The following is a 20281-nucleotide window of genomic DNA, read 5'->3' on the forward strand; positions in this document are numbered from 1 at the left end:
CCGGCTTGACCCGGCATGGACAGACTCTTTCTCGCGATAATGGCTTCGGCCGTGCTGGTGCTGATCGTGGCCTCCGACCTGCTGGTCAATGGCCCGGTTCGGCAGGAGTCGCCGGCGAATGTCGCCAGCCTCATGCCGGCATCAGGCCACCTGGTCCGATAGAAGCGACGCCGCGCGCTGCGGCCGTATGCCCAATTTGGATGGGCCGGCGGAACATTTCGGGCCCACACCGACTTCTGCTCACCGCGTCAGCCACAACGGCCAGCGCGATCCGGACAGGCTCAGCTCTGCCTTGGTAGGGGGAGCTGAGCCACCTCCGCGCAAACGCACTTCAGCGTTTGTCGCGCGCGCAAATGCGCCTGGCGTTTGTCGCGAGAGCTAGCTAGCCCCCGCTTCGATAGACCTGGATGTCGAGATCCCGGATCTTCTTGCGCAGCGTGTTGCGGTTGAGGCCGAGCAAATCTGCGGCGCGGATCTGGTTGCCGCGGGTGGCGGCGAGCGCGGCCGTCAGCAGCGGCACCTCGATCTCCTTGAGGATGCGGTGATAGAGGCCGGGCGGCGGCACGCCGTTCGGGAAGCCCTGGAAGTGCGAGGACAGATAGGCCTCCACTGCCCCGCCGAGGTTGTCGACACCCTGCTGAACCGCGGCGCCCGGGCTGACCGAGGGCGGCGCCAGCTCGCCGTCGATGACGGAGGCCGTGATCACGTCCTGCGGATAGAGTGCGGCAAGACGCCGGGCGAGGTTCTCCAGCTCGCGCACGTTGCCGGGCCAGCGGTGCTGCTTCAGCCGCTCCAGCGCCAGCGCGTCGAGCTTCTTCGGCGGCAAGCCGTCCTTCTCGGCCAGCGCGAAGAAGTGCCGGATGAGATCGGGCAGATCCTCGATGCGCTCGCGCAACGGGGGCAGCCGCAGCGGCACGACGTTGAGGCGGAAGAACAGGTCTTCGCGGAACAGGCCCTGCTGGATCAGCACGCGCAGATCCTTGTTGGAGGCCGCGACGATTCGCACGTCGGTCTTGATCGGGGTGCGGCCGCCGACCGTGGTGTATTCGCCCTGCTGCAGGACGCGCAGCAGACGGGTCTGTGCCTCCATCGGCATGTCGCCGATCTCGTCCAGGAACAGCGTGCCGCCCTCGGCCTGCTCGAACCGGCCGGAGGCGCGGGTGTTGGCGCCGGTGAAGGCGCCGCGCTCATGGCCGAACAACTCGGACTCGATGAGGTCCCGCGGAATCGCCGCCATGTTGACCGCGACGAACGGGCCGTTGCGGCGCTTGCCGTAATCGTGCAGCGCGCGCGCCACCAGCTCCTTGCCGGTGCCGGACTCGCCCGTGATCATCACGGTGAGGTCGGTCTGCATCAGGCGCGCCAGCACGCGGTAAATTTCCTGCATCGCCGGCGAGCGGCCGACCAGCGGGATCGCCTCCATCTCGGCGTCCTCGTCCGGCGTCGAGACCCGCTCCTTCGGCTCGGCCAGCGCGCGCCCGACGATGGCGATCAGCTCCTTCAGGTCGAAGGGCTTTGGCAGATATTCATACGCCCCGCGCTCGGAGGCGCGGATCGCGGTCATGAAGGTGTTTTGCGCGCTCATGACGATGACGGGCAGATTCGGCCGCATCTTCTTGATCCGCGGCAACAGGTCGAACGCGTTCTCGTCGGGCATCACCACGTCGGTGATGACGAGATCGCCCTCGCCCTGGCTGACCCAGCGCCATAGCGTTGCGGCATTGCCGGTGAGCCTGACTTCGTAGCCGGCGCGGGATAGAGCCTGATTGAGAACGGTGCGGATGGCGGTATCGTCATCTGCAACGAGAATGCTACCTGCGGGCATTGTTAATCCTCATTTTGCCCCCTGTGATGCAGACGACGGCTTCCCGGCAGAGTCGGCGCGACTGCTTTGATCGGCATGTTTCGCCGATGTGGAATACATCGGCATCAGCACGCGGAAGGTGGTTTTGCGCGGCTGAGATTCGCATTCGATGATGCCCCCGTGATCGCCGACGATCTTGGCGACCAGCGCCAGACCGAGCCCCGAGCCGGTCTGCTTGGTGGTCACGAAGGGGTCGAACAAATTGGGCAGAAGATCGTCCGGCACCCCTGGTCCGTTGTCTTTCACGCAGAACTCGAGCGGCAGAGATACCCGGGATTTTTGACCGGGGACTGACAGGCGCACGCCGGGGCGGAACGCGGTGGTGAGCTGGATCTCGGCGTCGGGGACGTCGATCAGGGCCTCCGCGGCGTTCTTCACGAGATTGAGGAATACCTGGATCAGCTGGTCCTGGTTCGCCAGCACCGGCGGCAGCGACGGGTCGTAATCCTCGATGAAGCGGATGTTGCGGGCAAAGCCGGACTGCGCCAGCCGCTTCACGTGGTCGAGCACGGAATGGATGTTGACGGGGCCGCGCACCACGGGGCGCTCGTCGCCGAACACCTCCATGCGATCGACCAGCGTCACGATACGGTCGGCCTCGTCGCAGATCAGCCGCGTCAGCATGCGGTCCTCGGACGAGGCCTGCTGCTCGAGAAGCTGCGCCGCGCCGCGGATGCCGGAGAGCGGATTCTTGATCTCGTGCGCCAGCATCGCGGCCAGCGCGATCACCGAGCGCGCCGCGCTGCGGTGGGTGAGCTGCCGGTCCATCTTGTCGGCAATGGAGCGCTCCTGCAGCATCACCACGATATGGCCGGGCCGCTCGGTCAGCGGCGCGACGTGAAGATCGACTTGGCGATCGCCGCCCATGCGCGGCGTGCCGAGATCGACCTTGTATTCGTTGACCGGCGCGTTCGACGAGCGCACCTGGTCGATCAGCGCCAGCAACGGGCTGCCGAACGGCACCAGCTCCTTCAGCGACTGCCGCTTCAGGAACTGCGTCGAGATATCGAAGAAGGCCTCGGTCGCGATGTTGGCGCCGACGATCTTGCCGTCCGGCCCGATCAGCAGCACCGGATTGGGCAAGGCGTCCAGAATCGCGTCGCTGTCGGACGGAAGCGGGCGACGATGTTCAGCAGCTGAGCTCATGCAGCAGCGCTCCATGCGAAGTCGTCGAAGGCGTCTTGCAGTGATTGGTGGACGCGGCCCGGATCCTCCGAGGTGAGGATGGCCTGGCGCCAGGATCTCAGCTTCTCGGCCGGCGCCCGGCTCGCCTGCGCTGCGACATCGAGGGCCCAGCCCAGATGCTTGCGGGCATGCCTGAGGCCGATGCGGAGACCATAGAGCGCGCAGACGCCCTCATAGAGCGTGCGGACATAATGCAGCTGCGTTTCCAGCGAGGGCACCGCCTCCTCAGCCCCGCCCTTGAGGCGGCGGCCGATCTGGCCGGGCAGCCAGGGCTGGCCCTGCGCGCCGCGGCCGATCATCACGGCATCGGCGCCGGAGGCCTCGAGCGCCGCGAGCGCCTTCTCGTAGGAGGTGATGTCGCCATTGACGACGAGCGGAATCGAGATCGCCTCGCGCACGGCGCGGATCGCATCCCAATCGGCCTCGCCCTTGTAGAACTGGCTGCGGGTGCGGCCATGGACCGTGACGAGCTTGACGCCGGCCGCTTCGGCGCGGTGCGCCAGCTCCGGGGCATTGCGCGTGCGATCGTCCCAGCCGAGCCGCATCTTCAGCGTCACCGGCACCTTCACCGTCGCGATGGTCGCGTCGATCAGGCTGACGGCATGGTCGAGGTCGCGCATCAAGGCCGAGCCGGACTGACCGCCGGTGACGTGCCGGGCCGGACAGCCCATGTTGATGTCGATGATATCGGCGCCCTCGGCCTCGGCGATCCGGGCGCCCTCGGCCATCCAATGGGCCTCGCAGCCGGCGAGCTGGACCACGTGCGGGCCAACTCCTGTGGCTTCGCAGCGCAACCGGGACATCCGGTGGCCGTTGGCGAGCTCATCGCTGGCGGTCATTTCGGACACGACGAGACCGGCCCCAAGCTCGGCCGCCAGCCGGCGAACGGGCGAGTCCGTCACCCCCGACATCGGCGCCAGGAAGACCGGGGTGGCGACGCCAATATCGCCAATTTTCAACGGCTTAGAGCCGAATGTTGCCGAACCGGTCACGGGGGTCTCGTTGCCTGGACAGGGCTTCATCGCGCCTGCCATGACCTATCTTGCGCACAATTCTTGTGCAGTCAAGCGTCATGCCTACAGTTTAGACAAGTCCGTAAATCTTTCAAGTGCAGTGCAGCAAAATGCTGTTTCGAACAATCCGGGGAAACCCCCTTTTTTTGCGGGCCTGCCGTGCTAGAGGCATGCGGCAATCACCCCACTCCCCGACTCTCCATCACCAATTGAGTAATCGAGTCCTATGGCGAAATCACAGCGCACCGCGGTCGTCCTCGTCGCAGCCGGGCGTGGACTGCGTGCAGGCGCCGGCGGGCCGAAGCAATATCGCGAGATCGGCGGCGTGCCCGTGATCTACCGCGCCATGGAAGCCTTCAGCCGCCACGCCGACGTGCTTGCGGTGCAGCCCGTGGTGAATCCCGACGATAGCGCCATGTTCACGGCTGCAGTCGCCGGGCTCGAGCACGAGCCGCCGGCCAACGGCGGCGCGACGCGGCAGGCTTCGGTGCTTGCCGGCCTCGAGGCGCTCGCCAAGCACAAGCCCGATATCGTGCTGATCCACGACGCTGCCCGGCCCTTCGTCTCGGCCGGCGTCATCTCGCGCGCGATCGAGGCCGCAACCCGCACCGGTGCCGCGATCCCCGTCGTTCCCGTCACCGACACGATCAAGGTCACCGGCGAAAGCGGCAACGTCGAGGGCACGCCGGATCGCGCCTCCTTGCGAATCGCGCAGACGCCGCAATCCTTTCGTTTCGACGTCATCCTCGAGGCGCATCGTCGCGCGGCCAGGGACGGACGCTCGGATTTCACCGACGATGCCGCCATTGCCGAATGGGCGGGATTGACGGTTGCAACCTTTGAGGGCGATGTTGCCAACATGAAGCTCACCACTCCCGAAGATTTCGTGCGCGAGGAAGCGCGCCTGGCGGCCCAGCTCGGCGACATCAGGACCGGCACGGGCTACGACGTGCACGCCTTCGGCGAAGGCGACCACGTCATGCTCTGCGGTGTGCGCGTGCCGCACACCAGGGGTTTTCTCGCCCATTCCGACGGCGATGTCGGCCTGCATGCGCTGGTCGATGCCATTCTCGGCGCGCTCGCCGACGGCGACATCGGCTCGCACTTCCCGCCGAGCGATGCGAAGTGGAAGGGCGCCTCGTCCGATCAGTTCCTGAAATACGCCATCGAGCGCGTCACGGCGCGCGGCGGCCGCGTTGCCAATCTCGATGTCACCATGATCTGCGAGCGGCCGAAGATCGGACCTCTGCGCGACACCATGCGCGCGAGCATCGCCGAGATCTCCGGCGTCGACATCTCGCGCGTCGCGGTGAAGGCGACCACCAGCGAGCGGCTCGGCTTCACCGGCCGTGAGGAAGGCATCGCGGCCACCGCGAGTGCCACCATTCGTCTTCCCTGGAGCGTGTAAGCCATGGGCGGCAGCGACGCACGCGCCCTCTCCCGCTCGCTGCTCGATCTGTGCCGGATGCGCAAGCTGACGATCGCGACGGCGGAGTCCTGCACCGGCGGTCTCGTCGCGGCTGCGCTGACCGACATCCCGGGCTCGTCTGACGTCATCGATCGCGGCTTCGTCACCTATTCCAACGATGCCAAGCGCGCGATGCTCGGGGTCGAGGCGGGCACGCTCGCCAATTTCGGCGCGGTCAGCAAGGAGACCGCAACCGCCATGGCAATCGGCGCGCTGGAGCGGGCCGATGTCGATCTCGCCGTCGCCATTACCGGCATTGCAGGTCCCGGCGGCGCGACGCCCGGCAAGCCGGTCGGCCTCGTGCATTTTGCTGCCGCCGCGCGCGACGGCCGGATCGTCCACCGCGAGCACCGCTTCGGCGCGATCGGCCGCAGCGCCGTGCGTCAGCGCTCGGTGGTCGAGGCGCTGCGCATGCTGATGGACCTGGCGCGCGGCCCGCAAGTCGCGGCCAAGCCGAAACGGGCCGCCGCGGTCACCCGCCTGCGCCCCCGCGTGACGCGCTCGCCGCGCCGGCATGCGGCCAAACGCCGGACGCCGCGGGGCTGAAGTGGCTCACGCCGCCGCAAGCAGCGCACTCGCGTGGTCGAGTACACACTGCTTGACAGCACCGGCCTCCGAGGGTCTCGCCTTCGCGCTGACCGTCAATTCCAGGATCGGTGCCGCGGGATTGCCGACATCGAGGACCTTCGTGACGGAGACGGTAGGTTGCACCTGAGCATCGATGCGGGAGTCGTTGCGCAAGCTCCTTCAGGATGCGATCCGCGCGCGTATTGGCCGCGCCCCACACCCGGCCGTTCGGCAGGAGGATCTGCGTGTTGTCGGCCGTGACCAGCTCGGTCATGGACAACGACAACGGCTGCACCTTGCCCGCCTTGCCGGCGACCTCGACGTCGTCGCCGCTAATCAACCTACGAGATCTTGCGCTGCCCGACGGGCAAAACACACAAGCGGCCGGTCAACCACCCGCAACGAAAATATTCGCCTTTACAGAATTTCTGTTTTGTCGCATTCTCCGCGCACCTCATCCCTTGTCAGAGGGGCGTATCGCGATCGTCACGAACGTGGGGTGAGCTGCGGTGGACGCATGTCACATCGGCGCGAAAGGTTCGCAGGGCGGGCAACCGTGAGCGAAAACCGTCGCGCATACGACCGGTGTGATTGGCGTACGGCAAAACCGTGTCGTCCTGACGCCCGGGGTCTGTGCGTCAAGTCTTGTGGTGATGTGGCGGTCCAACCGGACACGCGCATCAGTCATCTGCAAGGCGACGGGGGCAATAGTGCATCGCTCCCCGGGGAGAGCTCGGCATAAGCCGTCAAACCACTGCGCAGGGAAGGCCGGGTTGTCCTGGCTACACCTGTATGCCGCTGTGCAGCTTCTTGTCACGCAGGATTCGCACAGTGGACCGCGGGTGCCAGCAGGCACCCGGTCTTCCCTGCGCCCCCTGACAAGGGAGGCGATGTGACCAGGCAAAACTCGGGCAGGAACTGCCGCGAGGCTGCTGCGTTATGTCGGGTTTTCACAAAGCACGTAAATTTGTCGAATTCGATCGAAATCGCGAACGCAGACGGCGCGACCAAACGTCATCACGCGCTTCGGAGCTTGCGCGGAAAAATATTGCCGCAATAATGCTGCTCTACGTTGTGATCCGGAATCAACCGGGCCAGCCTTATGGAGGGCGACGAAATTGTTCGCTCGCACCGCGGCTTCAGTCGCTGTGATCTTCACCTTGGCCGTCTTTGATGGTGCGGCCGCGCAGACGGCCAATCAGCCGCCGGACACGATGGCGGCGCGGGTCGAGGCCTGCACGCCCTGTCACGGCAACAAGGGCGAAGGCACCAGCGACGTCTATTTCCCGCGCCTCGCCGGCAAGCCTGCCGGCTATCTCTACAACCAGCTCCTCGCCTTCCGCAGCGGCCGGCGCAAATATCCGCCGATGAACTATCTGCTGGAGTTTCTGCCCGATCCGTATCTGGAAGCGATGGCGGAATATTTCGCCGGCGAGCATCCGCCGCTGCCGCAGCCGGCGCCCAGCGAGGTCAGCAAGGAGGTCCTCGCGCAGGGCGAGCTGCTCGCCACGAGCGGTGATGCCAGCCGCAACATTCCGGCCTGCGTGAGCTGCCACGGCCCGGCTTTGGCCGGCATGCAGCCCGGCATCCCCGGCCTGCTCGGCTTGCGCGCCGCCTATATCAGCGCCCAGCTCGGCGCCTGGCGCTACGGCACCCGCACGGCGAAATCGCCCGACTGCATGCAAGTTGTCGCCGGCCATCTGACCGAGGCGGACGTCACCGCAGTCGCAGCCTGGCTTGCGACACGCCCGGCTCCGGCCAATCCTGCTCCCGCCCCGAAGGGCACCTACGCGCTGCCCTTCGGCTGCGGCAGCCAGCCGAACTGACGAGGCGGTGATGGGCTCGAAACTGTCGATCACTCTGCTCGCCCTCGCCGCGCTCACGACGGCCGCGCAGGCGCAGGACAAGAGCCAGAGCAATACCAATGACATCATCGCGCGCGGCGAATATCTGGCCCGTGCCGGCGATTGCACGGCGTGCCACACCGCGCCGGAGGGCCGCCTGTTCGCCGGAGGCCGCGCCATGCCGACGCCGTTCGGCACGCTCTACACCTCCAACATCACGCCGGATCCCGACACGGGAATCGGCAAGTGGAGCGCCGACGATTTCTACAAGACCATGCACAGCGGCCGTTTCCCGGACGGCGGGCTGATCTATCCGGCGATGCCGTTCGCGTCCTACACCAAGGTGACGCGCGCCGACAGCGACGCGATCTACGCGTATTTGCGCGCGATTGCGCCGGTGAGCCAGAAGAACAAGCCGCACGAGCTGCGCTTTCCCTATGACAACCGCCAGCTCATTCTCGGCTGGCGCACGCTGTTCTTCACCGAGGGCGAGTTCAAGCCCGATCCGAAGAAGTCGGCGGAATGGAATCGTGGCGCCTATCTGGTCGAAGGCCTCGGCCATTGCGGCATGTGCCATTCGCCGATCAACGCGCTCGGCGGCACCTCGCAATCGGACGCCTTCAAGGGCGGCCTGATTCCGATGCAGAACTGGTACGCACCCTCCCTCACCTCCAACCGCGAAGCCGGCCTCGGCGACTGGAGCATCAAGGACATCACCGATCTGCTCCAGACCGGCGTCTCCATGCGCGGCGTGGTCTACGGCCCGATGGCCGAGGTGGTGCACAACAGCCTGCAATACCTCAATGACGAGGATACGCGCGCCATGGCGGTGTACCTCAAGGGTATCGCCGAGGGCTCGTCGCCGCCACCGGCAGCTACGGCCCTGCCGACCACCGAAACCAGCCTGCTGATCAGTCTCGGCAAGACCGTCTACGACAGGCATTGCGCGAGCTGTCACGGCACGCAGGGCGAAGGCAAGCCGCCGCACTGGCCGCCGCTCGCCAACAACCAGTCGATCGAGATGCAGTCCGCGGTCAATCCGATCCGCATGGTGCTCAATGGCGGCTATCCGCCGGGCACCAAGGGCAATCCGATGCCCTACGGCATGCCGCCGTTCGCCGGTCTGCTCTCCGACAACGAGATCGCCGCCGTCGTCTCCTACATCCGCACGGCATGGGGCAATCGCGGCACACCGGTCTCGGCGCGCGAGGCCAACGAGCTGCGCTCCGCACCGCTGAACTGAGAGGCCGCATGTTCAACTCCGATCCGCCGACCAGCCCGGCCACCGCCGACCAGGCCGTCGAGGAGGTCGTCGCGCAGGGCCCGTCCGGCGCGATCGTGCTCGCCGGCATCGCCACCGCCTGCGTGGTCGCGATGTGGTTCGCCTTCTATCTGTTCGTGTTCCTGCCGCGCGGATCGCTGCAATGAGCGCGGAGGAAACGCATCACGCCAGCACCGAGGTCGCGGCCCGCGTCGAGCGGCGCTGGGCCACCATCGCCGTGATCATCGTCGTGATGATGGCGGGGCTCGCGGCCTTCGCCGGCATCCATCGCGCGACCATGCCGCAGCCGCGCGTCGAGACCATCGACCCGTCGCGCATTCATCTCTCGGGCGAGTTCGTCGAGAGCAATCTCGGCAGCGTGCTCGAGGCCAACGGCACCGTCACCGTGCGCGCGATCGGCCAGCAATATTCCTTTACACCGGCCTGCATCCTGGTTCCCGCCGACACGCCGATCACGCTGCGGGCCACCAGCGCCGACGTCGTGCATGGCATCCTGATCCAGGCTACCAACGTCAACACCATGCTGGTGCCCGGCTACATCTCCGAGCAGCTGATGCGCTTTACGAAAACGGGCGACTATCTGATGCCCTGCCAGGAGTTCTGCTCCTTCGGTCACGAGGGCATGTGGGGCAAGGTCAAGGTGATCGACAAGACCGAGTTTGCAAACCGCGCGAAGGGCGGCGGGAGGCTGAGCTGTGTTGGTCAATAGGAAGCTCATCCTCGCCCATTTCTGGCTGGCCTTCGCGGTGTTCGGCGTCGCGCTGACGCTCGGCGCCTGGCAGATGTTCATCCGCAGTCCGATCGGCACCTGGCTGTCCAATCCCGAGCTCTATTATCGCTCCCTGACCGCGCACGGCACGGTGATGGGCTACGTCTTCCCGACGCTGGTTGCGATGGGTTTCGGCTATGCCATCAGCGAAGCCGCGCTGCAGCAGCGCCTGGTCGGCGTGCGCTGGGCCTGGGCCGGCTTCTGGCTGATCGTGGCCGGCAGCATCATGGCGGTGATCCCGATCGCGCTCGGCCGCGCCTCGGTGCTCTACACGTTTTACCCGCCGCTGATCGGCAACGTCTTCTACTATCTCGGCGTCGTGCTGGTCGTGGTCGGCTCGTGGATCTGGGTCGCGCTGATGTCGGTGAACTTGCGCGTCTGGCGCAAGGCCAATCCCGGGGCGCCGGTGCCGCTGGCGATGTTCGCCAATGTCGCGGGCTCCTATCTGTGGGCCTGGACCGCGGTCGGTGCCGCGCTCGAGCTGCTGCTCCAGATCATTCCGGTCGCGGCAGGCCTGAAGGCGACCATCGATGCGGGCCTCGCCCGCGTGTTCTTCTCGTGGACGCTGCACGCCATCGTCTATTTCTGGCTGATGCCGACCTACATCGCCTATTACACCATCGTGCCGCGCGCGATCGGCGGCCGGATCTATTCCGACAGCATGGCGCGGATTTCCTTCATCCTGTTCCTGGTGGTGGCGATGCCGATCGGCATGCACCACACCTTTGCCGATCCGCAAGTAGGGGCCGGCTTCAAGTTCATCCATTCGGCCTTCACGGCGCTGGTGGCGCTGCCGACGCTGCTGACCGTGTTCACGATCTGCGCCTCGGTCGAGATCGCTGCGCGGCTGCGCGGCGGGCGCGGCATGTTCGGCTGGATCAGCGCCCTGCCCTGGGACAATCCGATGATGCTGGCGCTGGCGTTCTCGTTCGTCATGCTCGGCTTCGGCGGCGCCGGCGGCCTCATCAACATGAGCTACCAGCTCGATGCCTCCATCCACAACACGCAGTGGATCACCGGCCATTTCCACCTGATCTTCGGCGGCGCCATCGTGATCATGTATTTCGCGATCGCCTACGATCTGTGGCCGCACCTGACAGGACGCGAGCTGATCGATGTCAGGCTGATCCGCACCCAGCTCTGGCTGTGGTTCGTCGGCATGATCGTCACCACCTTCCCGTGGCACTGGGTCGGCATCTTGGGCATGCCGCGCCGCATGGCCTATTTCGATTTCGGCGATCCCGCCATCGCGCCGCAGGCGCTCTCCGTCATCCTGTCTGCGATCGGCGGCTTCATCCTGCTGGCGTCGGGCATCATGTTCATCGTCATCCTGGCGCGTGGCATGCGCGCACCTCAAATTGACGCCGGGCCCTATCGCTTCGCGCTGGCCGTGCATCAGCCGAAGACGGTGCCCGTCGCGCTCAACACCCATGCGCTGTGGGTGGCGCTGATGATCGGCCTCACGCTGACCAATTACGGCTATCCGATCCTGAACCTGGCGCTGAGCTCGGGCACCTCGGTGCCGGCCGTCTATGTGGGAGCGCAGTGATGAGCACGCGCGACCTGTTCACCCTCCGTAACACTCATTTCAGGATTGGCGTCGGCATCACCGCCGCGATCCTGATCGTGACGGCGATTGCCGGCTTCATCGTGCTGCCCTTCGCGCAGCCCTGGGTTCAGTTCGCCAATGTCTGGGACGCGATCTGCTCTGCTGCCGGCGTGACGCAGCGCGCGCCCGATGTCACGGCGCCCCAACAGGCAAAGCGCTTGTCCGAGGTCGTGCTGACCTCGAACACGCTGTCGCGCCCGAGCCAGGAGGCGATCGGCCGCGGCGCCACGCTGGCGCAGCGCTGCGCGATCTGCCACGGCCCGACCGGCGTCAGCCGCGCGGACTCGCCCAATCTCGCCGGTCAGTATGCCGCCGTGATCTACAAGCAGCTTCACGATTTCCGCTCGGGCGCGCGCAGCAATGCCGTGATGTCGCCGTTCGCGGTCAACCTGACCGACCAGGAGATCGCCGATCTCTCCAACTATTACGCCTACCTGCCGCGGCTGCCGGCCTATCACCCGACGCCGCAACTGCCGAAACCCAACATCGTCATCTACGGCGCGCCGATGCGCGGCATCGCGCCCTGCGGCGCCTGCCATGGCAGCCTCGACAACAAGACCGGCAGCCCGTGGCTGGAAGGACAGTCGGAAGCCTACATGAAGGCGCAGCTCCAGGCCTTCGCGACCAGTGAGCGCCGCAACGACATCAGCCAGCAGATGCGCAACATCGCGCGCGCGATGACGGCGCAGGAGATCGAGGCGGCCGCGGCGTATTACGCCTCGCAGCCTCCGGACGTGGTGAAGGCGGTGGATTGAGGAAGGCCCCGTGCCCCGGACGAAGCGCAGCGCTGCTTCAGCGGTGCGCTGCAGAGCCGGGGCCCATCTCTCCGAGACGCTCGTGCGCGTGGGTCCCGGCTCTGCGCAGCAACGCGAAGGGCGTTGCAGCGCGTCCGGGACACGAGAGTTACCTACGTCTGCGCCAGCTTCGGCCGGCCGTAGATCACATCCGCCCGCTTCTCGAACGCGGCGGAGAACCGCGCGAATGCGGCATCGAACATCGAGCCCATCAGCATCGCCAGCATGCGGCTCTTGAATTCATAGGCGAGGAAGAAACCGACGTCGCAGACGCCCTCACCTTTGGGCTCGAACGTCCAGCGGTTTTCGAGGTTGCTGAACGGGCCTTGCAGATATTCGACCAAGATCTTCAGATTGGCGCGGTCGAGCGTCACGCGGCTGGTGAAGGATTCCCTGACCAGCTTGAACGACACCGTCATGTCGGCGACCAGCACCTCGGTTCCGTCGGGCTTCGCCATCCGCTGCCGCACCTTGAGCGCGCTGCAGAGCGGCACGAATTCCGGGTAGCGCTCGACGTCGGCGACCAGATCGAACATCTCGGAGGCGCTGTGATTGACACGGCGCTTGCTCGAAAATTTGGGCATGGCGATTCAGCGGGCGCTAGCTGCCCGCGCGGCCTTCAGTCTCGCAAAATCCTCGCCGGCATGATGCGACGAGCGGGTCAACGGGCTCGCCGACACCATCAGGAAGCCCTTGGTGTAGGCAATCTTCTCGTAGGACGAAAACTCGTCCGGCGGCACGTAGCGCATCACCGCGTGGTGCTTGCGGGTCGGCTGCAGATATTGCCCGATGGTCAGGAAATCGACGTCGGCGGAGCGCAGATCGTCCATCACCTGCTGCACCTCGTGGCGCTCCTCGCCGAGGCCGACCATGATGCCGGACTTGGTGAAGATGGTGGGATCGAGCTCCTTGACCCGCTGCAGCAGCCGGATCGAATGGAAGTAGCGCGCGCCGGGCCGCACAGTCAGGTAGCGCGACGGCACGGTCTCGAGATTGTGGTTGAACACGTCGGGCTTGGCGGCAACGACGACCTCGAGCGCCCCCTCCTTGCGCAGGAAGTCCGGCGTCAGGATCTCGATCGTGGTCGAGGGACACGCGGCCCGGATGGCGCGGATGGTCTTTGCAAAATGCTCGGCGCCGCCGTCGGTGAGATCGTCGCGGTCGACCGAGGTGATGACGACGTGGGCAAGGCCGAGCTTGGCTACGGCCTCGGCGACATTCGCAGGCTCGGCCGCATCCAGCGCATTGGGCAGGCCGGTCTTGACGTTGCAGAAGGCGCAGGCCCGGGTGCAGGTGTCACCCATGATCATGAAGGTGGCGTGCTTCTTGTCCCAGCACTCGCCGATATTCGGACAGCCCGCCTCCTCGCACACCGTATGCAGGCCGTTCGACCGCACGATGTTGCGGGTGTCGGCATAGCCGCGGGTGTTGGGCGCGCGCACGCGAATCCAGTCCGGCTTCGGCGGCGAAGCGGAGTCAGGGCGATTCACCTTTTCGGGGTGGCGCGGGCGCAGCGGGTTCGAGATGGTATCGACAATAACGACCATGGTCCGTCCGGTCTGTTCAGGTCCTACCTAGTCGGTCTGGCCCGGCATCGCAACCCGGCTCGCACGGCTTCAGGGAACATGGCAGATATGGGCAATATCCTGCTCTGTTCTCAGGCGATTCTCACCTCGAATGGCTCCAGTCTCGAAACCTTCCACACCCCGGCTTGGCAAGGCCCTGAAGCGTGGCTTTTTCGCGCGCGACGTCCGCGAGGTCGCCCACGACCTGATCGGGGCGACCCTGCTGGTCGACGGCGTCGGCGGGATCATCGTGGAGGTCGAGGCCTATCATCATACCGAGCCGGCGGCGCACTCCTACAACGGTCCGACGCCGCGGAACCAGGTGATGTTCGGCCCGCCCGGCTATGCCTATGTCTACCGCTCCTACGGCATCCATTGGTGCGTCAATTTCGTCTGCGAGGAGGAAGGCTCGGCCAGCGCCGTCTTGATCCGCGCACTGGAGCCGACCCATGGCCTGGCCGCGATGCGCCGCCGCCGTCATCTCCAGGATCTGCACGCGCTGTGCTCGGGTCCGGGCAAGTTGACCGAGGCGCTCGGCATCACCATCGCGCACAACACCCTGCCGCTGGACCGGCCGCCGTTCGCACTGCATGCGCGGACCGGGGACGTCGAGGTCGCTACCGGCATCCGGATCGGCATCACCAAGGCCGTCGAACTGCCCTGGCGCTATGGCGTCAGGGGCTCGAAGTTTTTGAGCAAGCCGTTTCCGAAGTGACTGTCATTCCGGGGCGATGCGCAGCATCGGACCCGGAATCTCGAGATTCCGGGTTCGGCTCTCTGAGCCGCCCCGGAATGACACCGAGGCTAGGACGCCTGCTTCAGACGCTCCAGTGCCTCCAGCAGCTTGGCCTTGCGCGCGAGCGCGGCCTCGCGCTTCTCGCGCTCCTCCTCGACGACCTCTTCCGCCGCGTTGGCGACGAATTTCTCGTTCGCCAGCTTCGATTCGGCGCGCTTGATGTCGGCATCGGCCTTGCCGATTTCCTTGTCGAGACGCGACCGCTCGGCGGCGACGTCGATCACGCCCTTGAGCGGCAGTGCGGCCACCTCGCCGCGCACGAGCAACTGCACCGCGCCGTCGGGCGCGCTGTCGGCGAAGGAGATGTCGGACAGGCGGGCCATGCGCTTGATGACGTCGGTCCAGCGCGGCGCGCGCTCGCGGGTCTCGGCCGAGGCGCCCGCAAGCACCAGCGCCGTGAGCGTCGCTGGCGGGATGTTCATCTCGGCGCGCACCGAACGGATCTGCGTAACGAGGTCGATCACCCAGCCGATCTCGGCCTCCGCCTTGGGATCGCTGAAGTCGGAGTGGTCGAAGATCGGCATGACCAGCATCGGAGACACCAGCGGATCGGTCGGCCCGGCCGCCGCGGCGAGCATCGCCAGCTGTTCCGGCGTCGGCTCGGTCGGCTTCAGCGGCCACGGAGCCAGCGCAAGGAGCCCGTCGCGCTTGGCTGTCACCTCCCAAAGCTCTTCGGTGATGAAGGGCATGAAGGGGTGCAGCAGCTTGAGGATCTCGTCGCGCGCCCAGGCGACCATGGCGCGGGTCTCGTCCTTGGCCGGGCTGTCCGGGCCGAGCAGCACGGGCTTGGCGAGCTCGACATACCAGTCGCAATAGACGTTCCAGACGAAGCGGTAGATGCTGCCCGCCGCATCGTTGAAGCGATAGGCCTCGATCGCCTCGGTCACCTCGCGCGTGGTGTGCGCACACTCATGCGCGATCCAGCGGTTCAGCGTTCCCGTCGCCTTCGCCGGCTCGAAACCGTCGGGCACGGCGCAGTTGTTCATCTCGGCGAAGCGGGAGGCGTTCCAGAGCTTGGTCGCGAAATTGCGGTAGCCCTCGACGCGGCTGGTGGCGAGCTTGATGTCGCGGCCCTGCGCGGCCATCGCGGCCAGCGTGAAGCGCAGCGCGTCCGCGCCATATTCGTCGATCAGGTTGAGCGGATCGATGACGTTGCCCTTCGACTTCGACATCTTGGCGCCCTTTTCGTCGCGGACGAGGGCGTGGATGTAGACGGTCGAGAACGGCACCTCCTTCATGAAGTGCAGGCCCATCATCATCATGCGGGCGACCCAGAAGAAGATGATGTCGAAGCCGGTCACCAGCGCGTTGGTCGGATAATAGCGCTGCACCTCCGGCGTGTCGTCGGGCCAGCCGAGCGTCGAGAACGGCCACAGCGCCGAGGAGAACCAGGTGTCGAGCACGTCCTCGTCGCGCGTGATGAAGCCTTCGCGCTTGTTGCGGTCGAGCGCCATCTCGCGGCCCTGTTCGGCCGTGATGACCTCCTGCTCGACGTAATAGCCGAGCGCGTGGCTGATCGCCTCCTCCTCGGTCTCGGCGACGAACACCTTGCCGTCCGGCCCGTACCAGGCCGGGATCTGGTGGCCCCACCACAGCTGGCGCGAGATGCACCAGGGCTGGATGTTCTCCATCCAGTCGAAATAGGTCTTTTCCCAGTTTTTCGGCACGAACGACGTCTCGCCCGAACGCACCGCCGCGATCGCTGGTTTTGCCAGCGTCTTGGCGTCGACGTACCATTGGTCGGTCAGGTAGGGCTCGATCACCGTACCGGAGCGGTCGCCATGCGGCACCATGTGGGTGTGCGGCTCGATCCGCTCGACGAAGCCGAACGATTCCAGCCGCTCGACGATGCGCTTGCGCGCGACAAAGCGGTCGACCTTGTGGAATTCCCCGGCGAATTGCGCGGCGCCCTCAGGCAGGTCGCGCAGATAGTCCTCGTTGTCGACGAGATCGAGACAACCTTCCCTGTCGATCACGCTGATGCGGGCGAGGCCGTGGCGGTTGCCGACCTCGAAATCGTTGAAGTCGTGCGCCGGCGTCACCTTCACCGCGCCCGATCCCTTCTCAGGATCGGAATAGTCGTCGGCGACGATTTTGATCTTGCGGCCGACCAGCGGCAGGATCACGTTTTTGCCGACGAGCTTCTGATAGCGCTCGTCCTCCGGATGCACGGCAACGCCGGTATCGCCGAGCATGGTCTCGGGGCGCGTGGTGGCGACGACGATGAAGCTCGAGGGATCCTCGGGGCTGAAAATCTTGCCCTCGATCGGATAGCGCAGATACCAGAGGTGACCCTTCACCTCGGTCTGTTGCACCTCGAGATCGGAGATCGCGGTGAGCAGCTTGGTGTCCCAGTTCACCAGCCGCTTGTCCTTGTAGATCAGCCCATCGCGGTGCAGCTCGACGAACACCTTGACGACGGCCTTCGACAGGCCCTCGTCCATGGTGAAGCGCTCGCGCGACCAGTCGCAGGAGGCGCCGAGGCGCTTGAGCTGGTTGATGATGGTGTCGCCGCTCTCGGCCTTCCACTGCCAGACCCGCTCCAGGAATTTCTCACGGCCCATCTCGCGGCGGCCGGGCTGCTGGCGTTCCATCAGCTGCCGCTCGACCACCATCTGGGTGGCGATGCCGGCATGGTCGGTGCCGGGCTGCCACAGCACGTCGCGGCCGCGCATGCGCTCGAACCGGCACAGGATGTCCTGGAGCGTGTTGTTGAGGGCGTGCCCCATATGCAGCGAGCCCGTCACGTTCGGCGGCGGGATCACGATGGTAAAGGGCACGGCGTCGCGGCGGTCGGGACGGCCGGCCTTGAAGGCAAGGCTGTCCTCCCACACCACGGACATGCGGGCTTCGATATCGGCGGGCTGGTGATTTTTCTCGATCATGGGCGCTAGAAAGCCGCGTGTGCGGGTCAAGTCAACGGGAAGCTCAGCGGCAACGGCTTTCCGGCCTGATCCGCAGGCCGAATATGCCGCAGGAGCAGGGCTTTATCGGGGCCGCAGGGGCGGGTCAGCGGCCGCCGCGCGAAACCCGCTCGATCTCGGCCTTCACAATGCGTTCCACCATGGCCGGCAAATTGTCGTCGAGCCAGGATTTCAGCATCGGACGCAGCATCTCCTTGACCAGATCCTCCAGCGTCCGAGCGTTGCTGCTGAGCACCGTATGGGCCAGGGAGTTGAAGGCGGATTCGACGGCCGAGACCGTCGATTGCGCCAGCATCGGCTGCTGCGGCGGCAGCGGCGGGGCATCGAAATCGACCGGCGCGTAAGACGGCGGCGGCGTCGGACGCGGCGGCGGGGCTTCGGCGAATTCGAGATCGTCGCGCGGCTCGACCTTGCGGAAGCTCGGCGGCGGCGGAGGCGGCGTGGGATCCATCGCCATGTCGTCGGTCAATTCGAGCACGTCGGGTTCAGGCTCCGGCTCGGGCTCGGGCTCAGGCGCGCGGACCTCGGGCGCAGGCGTGGCCGCATCGAGCCCCGCCAGCAGCGCGTCGATGTCGTCCTGGCTGTTCGGCGATGCATCCGCCGCAGGTGCGGGCGGCGGAGCCGGCTTGGCGGCCGGGGCCGGCGCAGGCTTCTCGGCGGCTGGCTTGGCCGGTGCGACCTTGGATGGCGGAATGTCGTTCATCGCCTGCGGCTTTGCCGGCGCGGCGGGTGCCGCAGCTTTCTCCGGCTTGGCAGTCTCGGCCGGCGGCGGCTTGGCCTCATCGTCGGCAATGATGCGCCGGATCGAGGCCAGAATCTCCTCCATCGAGGGTTCTGTGACCTTTGCAGGCTGCGTCATCTCCGACTCCACATCATCAACGCCCTCGCATGCGTTGTTTTACACCAAGCAGGGCGGGATTGGCCGGTTCCGCAACGAGTGGCCTGACATTTTCGTCGCGGCAGCCCGACTTGTCCCCAGATCACGGCTCAACGTGCGGCGGTGCGCCCCTGCCCCCGGCACTCAAGCTTTACGCACACGGCATCAATGCGAGGCGAATCGACTCGCATCATCTTGGCAAGGCTATGTCAGGGATTTTGACGATTGCAAGCAAAGCACCGGTCGGCCTCGGCTATTCGCGAGGCCAACCGGGTACCTACGGGAATCAGCGCCCGTCGGGCGTGCGCACGCCGGCCCAGCTGTCGCGGACCTGCTGATAGTGGACGCTCGAATCGTAAACGGTGGTGTTAAGGCCGAGCACCTGCGGCGCGAGGCGGCCGACGAAGTTGAGAACGTTGTAGGATGCCACGACCCGATCGTGCTGCGCGTTGACCAGCGCCACCCGCGCATTGACCAGGGCCTGCTGCGCATTGAGCACATCGAGCGTCGTGCGCTGTCCGGCCTTGGCCTCTTCGCGAACGCCGTTCAGCGCGATCTCTGATGCCGTGACCTGTGCTTGTGCGGACTGCACCTGTGCCTTGCCGGCCTGCAAATTACCCCACCACTGAACAACACTCGCGCGAATCTGGTCCCGCGTTTTTTCGACATTGAGGCGCTGCTGCGCCAAGTTTTCCTTGGACTGGCGGATCAGCGAATATTCAGCGCCGCCCTGATAGATCGGCACCGTGGCCGTCGCGATGGCAGACGCGGTATTCGTTCGAAAGGCACTCACGGTCTGCTGGTAGCCGGTGCTGACGGTAGCCTGGACCGCCACCGTTGGCAGCAACGCTCCCTCAGCAATCTTGACCTGCAGATAGTTGACGTCGACGCCATAGAGCGCCGCCAAGATGTCGGGATATTCGACCAGAGACAGGTCAACAGCCGAAGCGAGCGTTGCCGGCAGGAACCGGTCCACAGGGGAGCCGGGCGCAAGGTTCGTCGGCTCGTTGCCAATGACTTGACGGAACTTGGCGCGCGTCGTGGTGAGCGTTGCTTCCGCGGTCAGCGCCTGGGTCTTGCCCGCCGCCAGCTGTGCCTCGGATTGCGCAACGTCGGTACGCGTCACTTCGCCGACGTTGAAGCGATCACGGGTCTGTTTCAGCGTTTGTTCGAGCACACGCACGTTGCTCCGTTGAACCTCGAGCGTGGCGGCGTCGCGCAGATAATCCATATAAGTCGTGGCAGCAAGAAGCAGCACGGCCTGCTCGACGCTGCGCAGTGCTTCACGTTGACCGGACACCTGGCTCTCCGCCGCGCGCGTCTTGTTGGCGGTCTGGTTGCCGTTGTAGAGGGTCTGGTTGACGGTCAGGCTCGCGCTGTTGGGCTGAAGGGGGACATTGAAGGCGGCACCCTTCTGTGAGGTCTGGACGTCCTGATAATTATACCCGCTGCCGAGAGTCACATTGACCTTCGGGCGATATCCCGACAGCGCCTGCGGCACACCTTCGTCGGTCGATCGCACCTGGGCACGCTGTGCGTTGAGTTGCGGATTGTTCTGATAGGCGCGCACCAGTGCCGCCTCGATCGTGTCCGCCAAGGCAGGCGTCGGCCCGGCAAGCGCGAGCAGCAGGACCGAAACCGCAGCTCCGGTGAAGAGCTTCACCCCATGCATCCCAAAAATTCCGTTCATTCTAACGCCCAACTCGTGCCCGCGAGCTGGGTTA

The 20281-nt window shown here is 65.8% G+C and carries 19 protein-coding genes; 10 read left to right on the plus strand and 9 right to left on the minus strand.

The window, feature by feature from the left end; all coding sequences use genetic code 11:
• Nucleotides 1-15: 15 nt before the first annotated feature.
• Nucleotides 16-162, plus strand: a complete 147-nt coding sequence (locus TSA1_RS39720; protein WP_174718945.1) for a hypothetical protein — start codon at nt 16-18, stop codon at nt 160-162.
• 220 nt (nt 163-382) lie between these two features.
• Here TSA1_RS39720 and ntrC read toward each other — a convergent pair whose 3' ends face one another.
• From ntrC to dusB, 3 genes are read right to left on the minus strand one after another with little or no spacing between them, the layout of a single operon-like run.
• Nucleotides 383-1825, minus strand: a complete 1443-nt coding sequence (ntrC, locus tag TSA1_RS17575; protein ID WP_097662565.1) for a nitrogen regulation protein NR(I) — start codon at nt 1823-1825, stop codon at nt 383-385.
• 9 nt (nt 1826-1834) lie between these two features.
• Nucleotides 1835-3010: a two-component system sensor histidine kinase NtrB gene (locus TSA1_RS17580; protein ID WP_100181184.1), complete on the minus strand. Its 1176-nt coding sequence runs from the start codon at nt 3008-3010 to the stop codon at nt 1835-1837.
• Nucleotides 3007-4008: a tRNA dihydrouridine synthase DusB gene (gene dusB / locus TSA1_RS17585; RefSeq protein ID WP_174719313.1), complete on the minus strand. Its 1002-nt coding sequence runs from the start codon at nt 4006-4008 to the stop codon at nt 3007-3009. The genes TSA1_RS17580 and dusB overlap by 4 nt, the downstream gene beginning before the upstream one ends.
• Nucleotides 4009-4288: 280 nt before the next feature.
• Between dusB and TSA1_RS17590 the strand changes: the two genes are divergently transcribed.
• Together TSA1_RS17590 and TSA1_RS17595 are read left to right on the plus strand one after the other, a co-directional pair.
• Complete coding sequence (locus TSA1_RS17590; protein ID WP_100177459.1) at nt 4289-5470, plus strand: bifunctional 2-C-methyl-D-erythritol 4-phosphate cytidylyltransferase/2-C-methyl-D-erythritol 2,4-cyclodiphosphate synthase; 1182 nt, start codon at nt 4289-4291, stop codon at nt 5468-5470.
• Between the two features lie 3 nt (nt 5471-5473).
• Nucleotides 5474-6076 carry a CinA family protein gene (locus TSA1_RS17595; protein ID WP_100177460.1) on the plus strand — a complete coding sequence of 201 codons (603 nt, stop codon included), beginning with the start codon at nt 5474-5476 and terminating at the stop codon, nt 6074-6076.
• On the opposite strand, the gene TSA1_RS41055 is transcribed toward TSA1_RS17595, so the two are convergent.
• Nucleotides 6003-6473: a mechanosensitive ion channel domain-containing protein gene (locus tag TSA1_RS41055; RefSeq protein WP_347338552.1), complete on the minus strand. Its 471-nt coding sequence runs from the start codon at nt 6471-6473 to the stop codon at nt 6003-6005. The two genes, TSA1_RS17595 and TSA1_RS41055, sit on opposite strands and share 74 nt — an antisense overlap.
• A gap of 742 nt (nt 6474-7215) precedes the next feature.
• Here TSA1_RS41055 and TSA1_RS17610 point away from each other — a divergent pair.
• The 6 genes from TSA1_RS17610 to TSA1_RS17630 are packed head-to-tail and all read left to right on the plus strand — an operon-like array spanning nt 7216 to nt 12356.
• Nucleotides 7216-7923 (plus strand): c-type cytochrome, encoded by a 708-nt coding sequence (locus tag TSA1_RS17610; protein WP_100177461.1) that lies wholly within the window; start codon nt 7216-7218, stop codon nt 7921-7923.
• A gap of 10 nt (nt 7924-7933) precedes the next feature.
• Entirely contained in the window at nt 7934-9184 is a 1251-nt protein-coding gene (locus TSA1_RS17615) for a c-type cytochrome (protein ID WP_174718947.1), read from the plus strand.
• An 8-nt stretch (nt 9185-9192) separates the two neighbouring features.
• Complete coding sequence (locus TSA1_RS39730; protein WP_162848654.1) at nt 9193-9369, plus strand: hypothetical protein; 177 nt, start codon at nt 9193-9195, stop codon at nt 9367-9369.
• On the plus strand, nt 9366-9932 hold the full coding sequence (locus TSA1_RS17620; RefSeq protein WP_100177463.1) for a cupredoxin domain-containing protein: 567 nt from the start codon (nt 9366-9368) through the stop codon (nt 9930-9932). The genes TSA1_RS39730 and TSA1_RS17620 overlap by 4 nt, the downstream gene beginning before the upstream one ends.
• Complete coding sequence (locus tag TSA1_RS17625) at nt 9919-11541, plus strand: b(o/a)3-type cytochrome-c oxidase subunit 1 (protein ID WP_100177464.1); 1623 nt, start codon at nt 9919-9921, stop codon at nt 11539-11541. The genes TSA1_RS17620 and TSA1_RS17625 overlap by 14 nt, the downstream gene beginning before the upstream one ends.
• Entirely contained in the window at nt 11541-12356 is an 816-nt protein-coding gene (locus tag TSA1_RS17630; RefSeq protein WP_174718948.1) for a c-type cytochrome, read from the plus strand. Before TSA1_RS17625 ends, TSA1_RS17630 begins: the two co-directional genes overlap by 1 nt.
• 152 nt (nt 12357-12508) lie before the next feature.
• Here TSA1_RS17630 and TSA1_RS17635 read toward each other — a convergent pair whose 3' ends face one another.
• Together TSA1_RS17635 and lipA are read right to left on the minus strand one after the other, a co-directional pair.
• Nucleotides 12509-12979: a type II toxin-antitoxin system RatA family toxin gene (locus TSA1_RS17635; protein WP_100177466.1), complete on the minus strand. Its 471-nt coding sequence runs from the start codon at nt 12977-12979 to the stop codon at nt 12509-12511.
• A 6-nt stretch (nt 12980-12985) separates the two neighbouring features.
• The gene (gene lipA / locus TSA1_RS17640) at nt 12986-13942 is read right to left on the minus strand and encodes a lipoyl synthase (RefSeq protein ID WP_100177467.1); all 957 of its coding nucleotides are present in this window, start codon (nt 13940-13942) and stop codon (nt 12986-12988) included.
• A 130-nt stretch (nt 13943-14072) separates the two neighbouring features.
• Between lipA and TSA1_RS17645 the strand changes: the two genes are divergently transcribed.
• Nucleotides 14073-14675 carry a DNA-3-methyladenine glycosylase gene (locus TSA1_RS17645; RefSeq protein ID WP_100177468.1) on the plus strand — a complete coding sequence of 201 codons (603 nt, stop codon included), beginning with the start codon at nt 14073-14075 and terminating at the stop codon, nt 14673-14675.
• 89 nt (nt 14676-14764) lie between these two features.
• Here TSA1_RS17645 and TSA1_RS17650 read toward each other — a convergent pair whose 3' ends face one another.
• The 3 genes from TSA1_RS17650 to TSA1_RS17660 form a co-directional block, all read right to left on the minus strand.
• Nucleotides 14765-17641, minus strand: coding sequence for a valine--tRNA ligase (locus TSA1_RS17650; protein ID WP_100177469.1), 2877 nt, complete (start codon nt 17639-17641; stop codon nt 14765-14767).
• Nucleotides 17642-17765: 124 nt separating this feature from the next.
• Nucleotides 17766-18539, minus strand: a complete 774-nt coding sequence (locus tag TSA1_RS17655; RefSeq protein ID WP_174718949.1) for a PopZ family protein — start codon at nt 18537-18539, stop codon at nt 17766-17768.
• A gap of 304 nt (nt 18540-18843) precedes the next feature.
• A complete protein-coding gene (locus TSA1_RS17660) occupies nt 18844-20229 on the minus strand; it encodes a TolC family outer membrane protein (protein ID WP_100177471.1) in 1386 nt (461 codons plus the stop codon).
• Between the last annotated feature and the right edge of the window lie 52 nt (nt 20230-20281).

Origin of the sequence: Bradyrhizobium nitroreducens (assembly GCF_002776695.1) — a bacterium.
In the GTDB taxonomy this organism is placed as follows: Bacteria; Pseudomonadota; Alphaproteobacteria; order Rhizobiales; family Xanthobacteraceae; genus Bradyrhizobium; species Bradyrhizobium nitroreducens.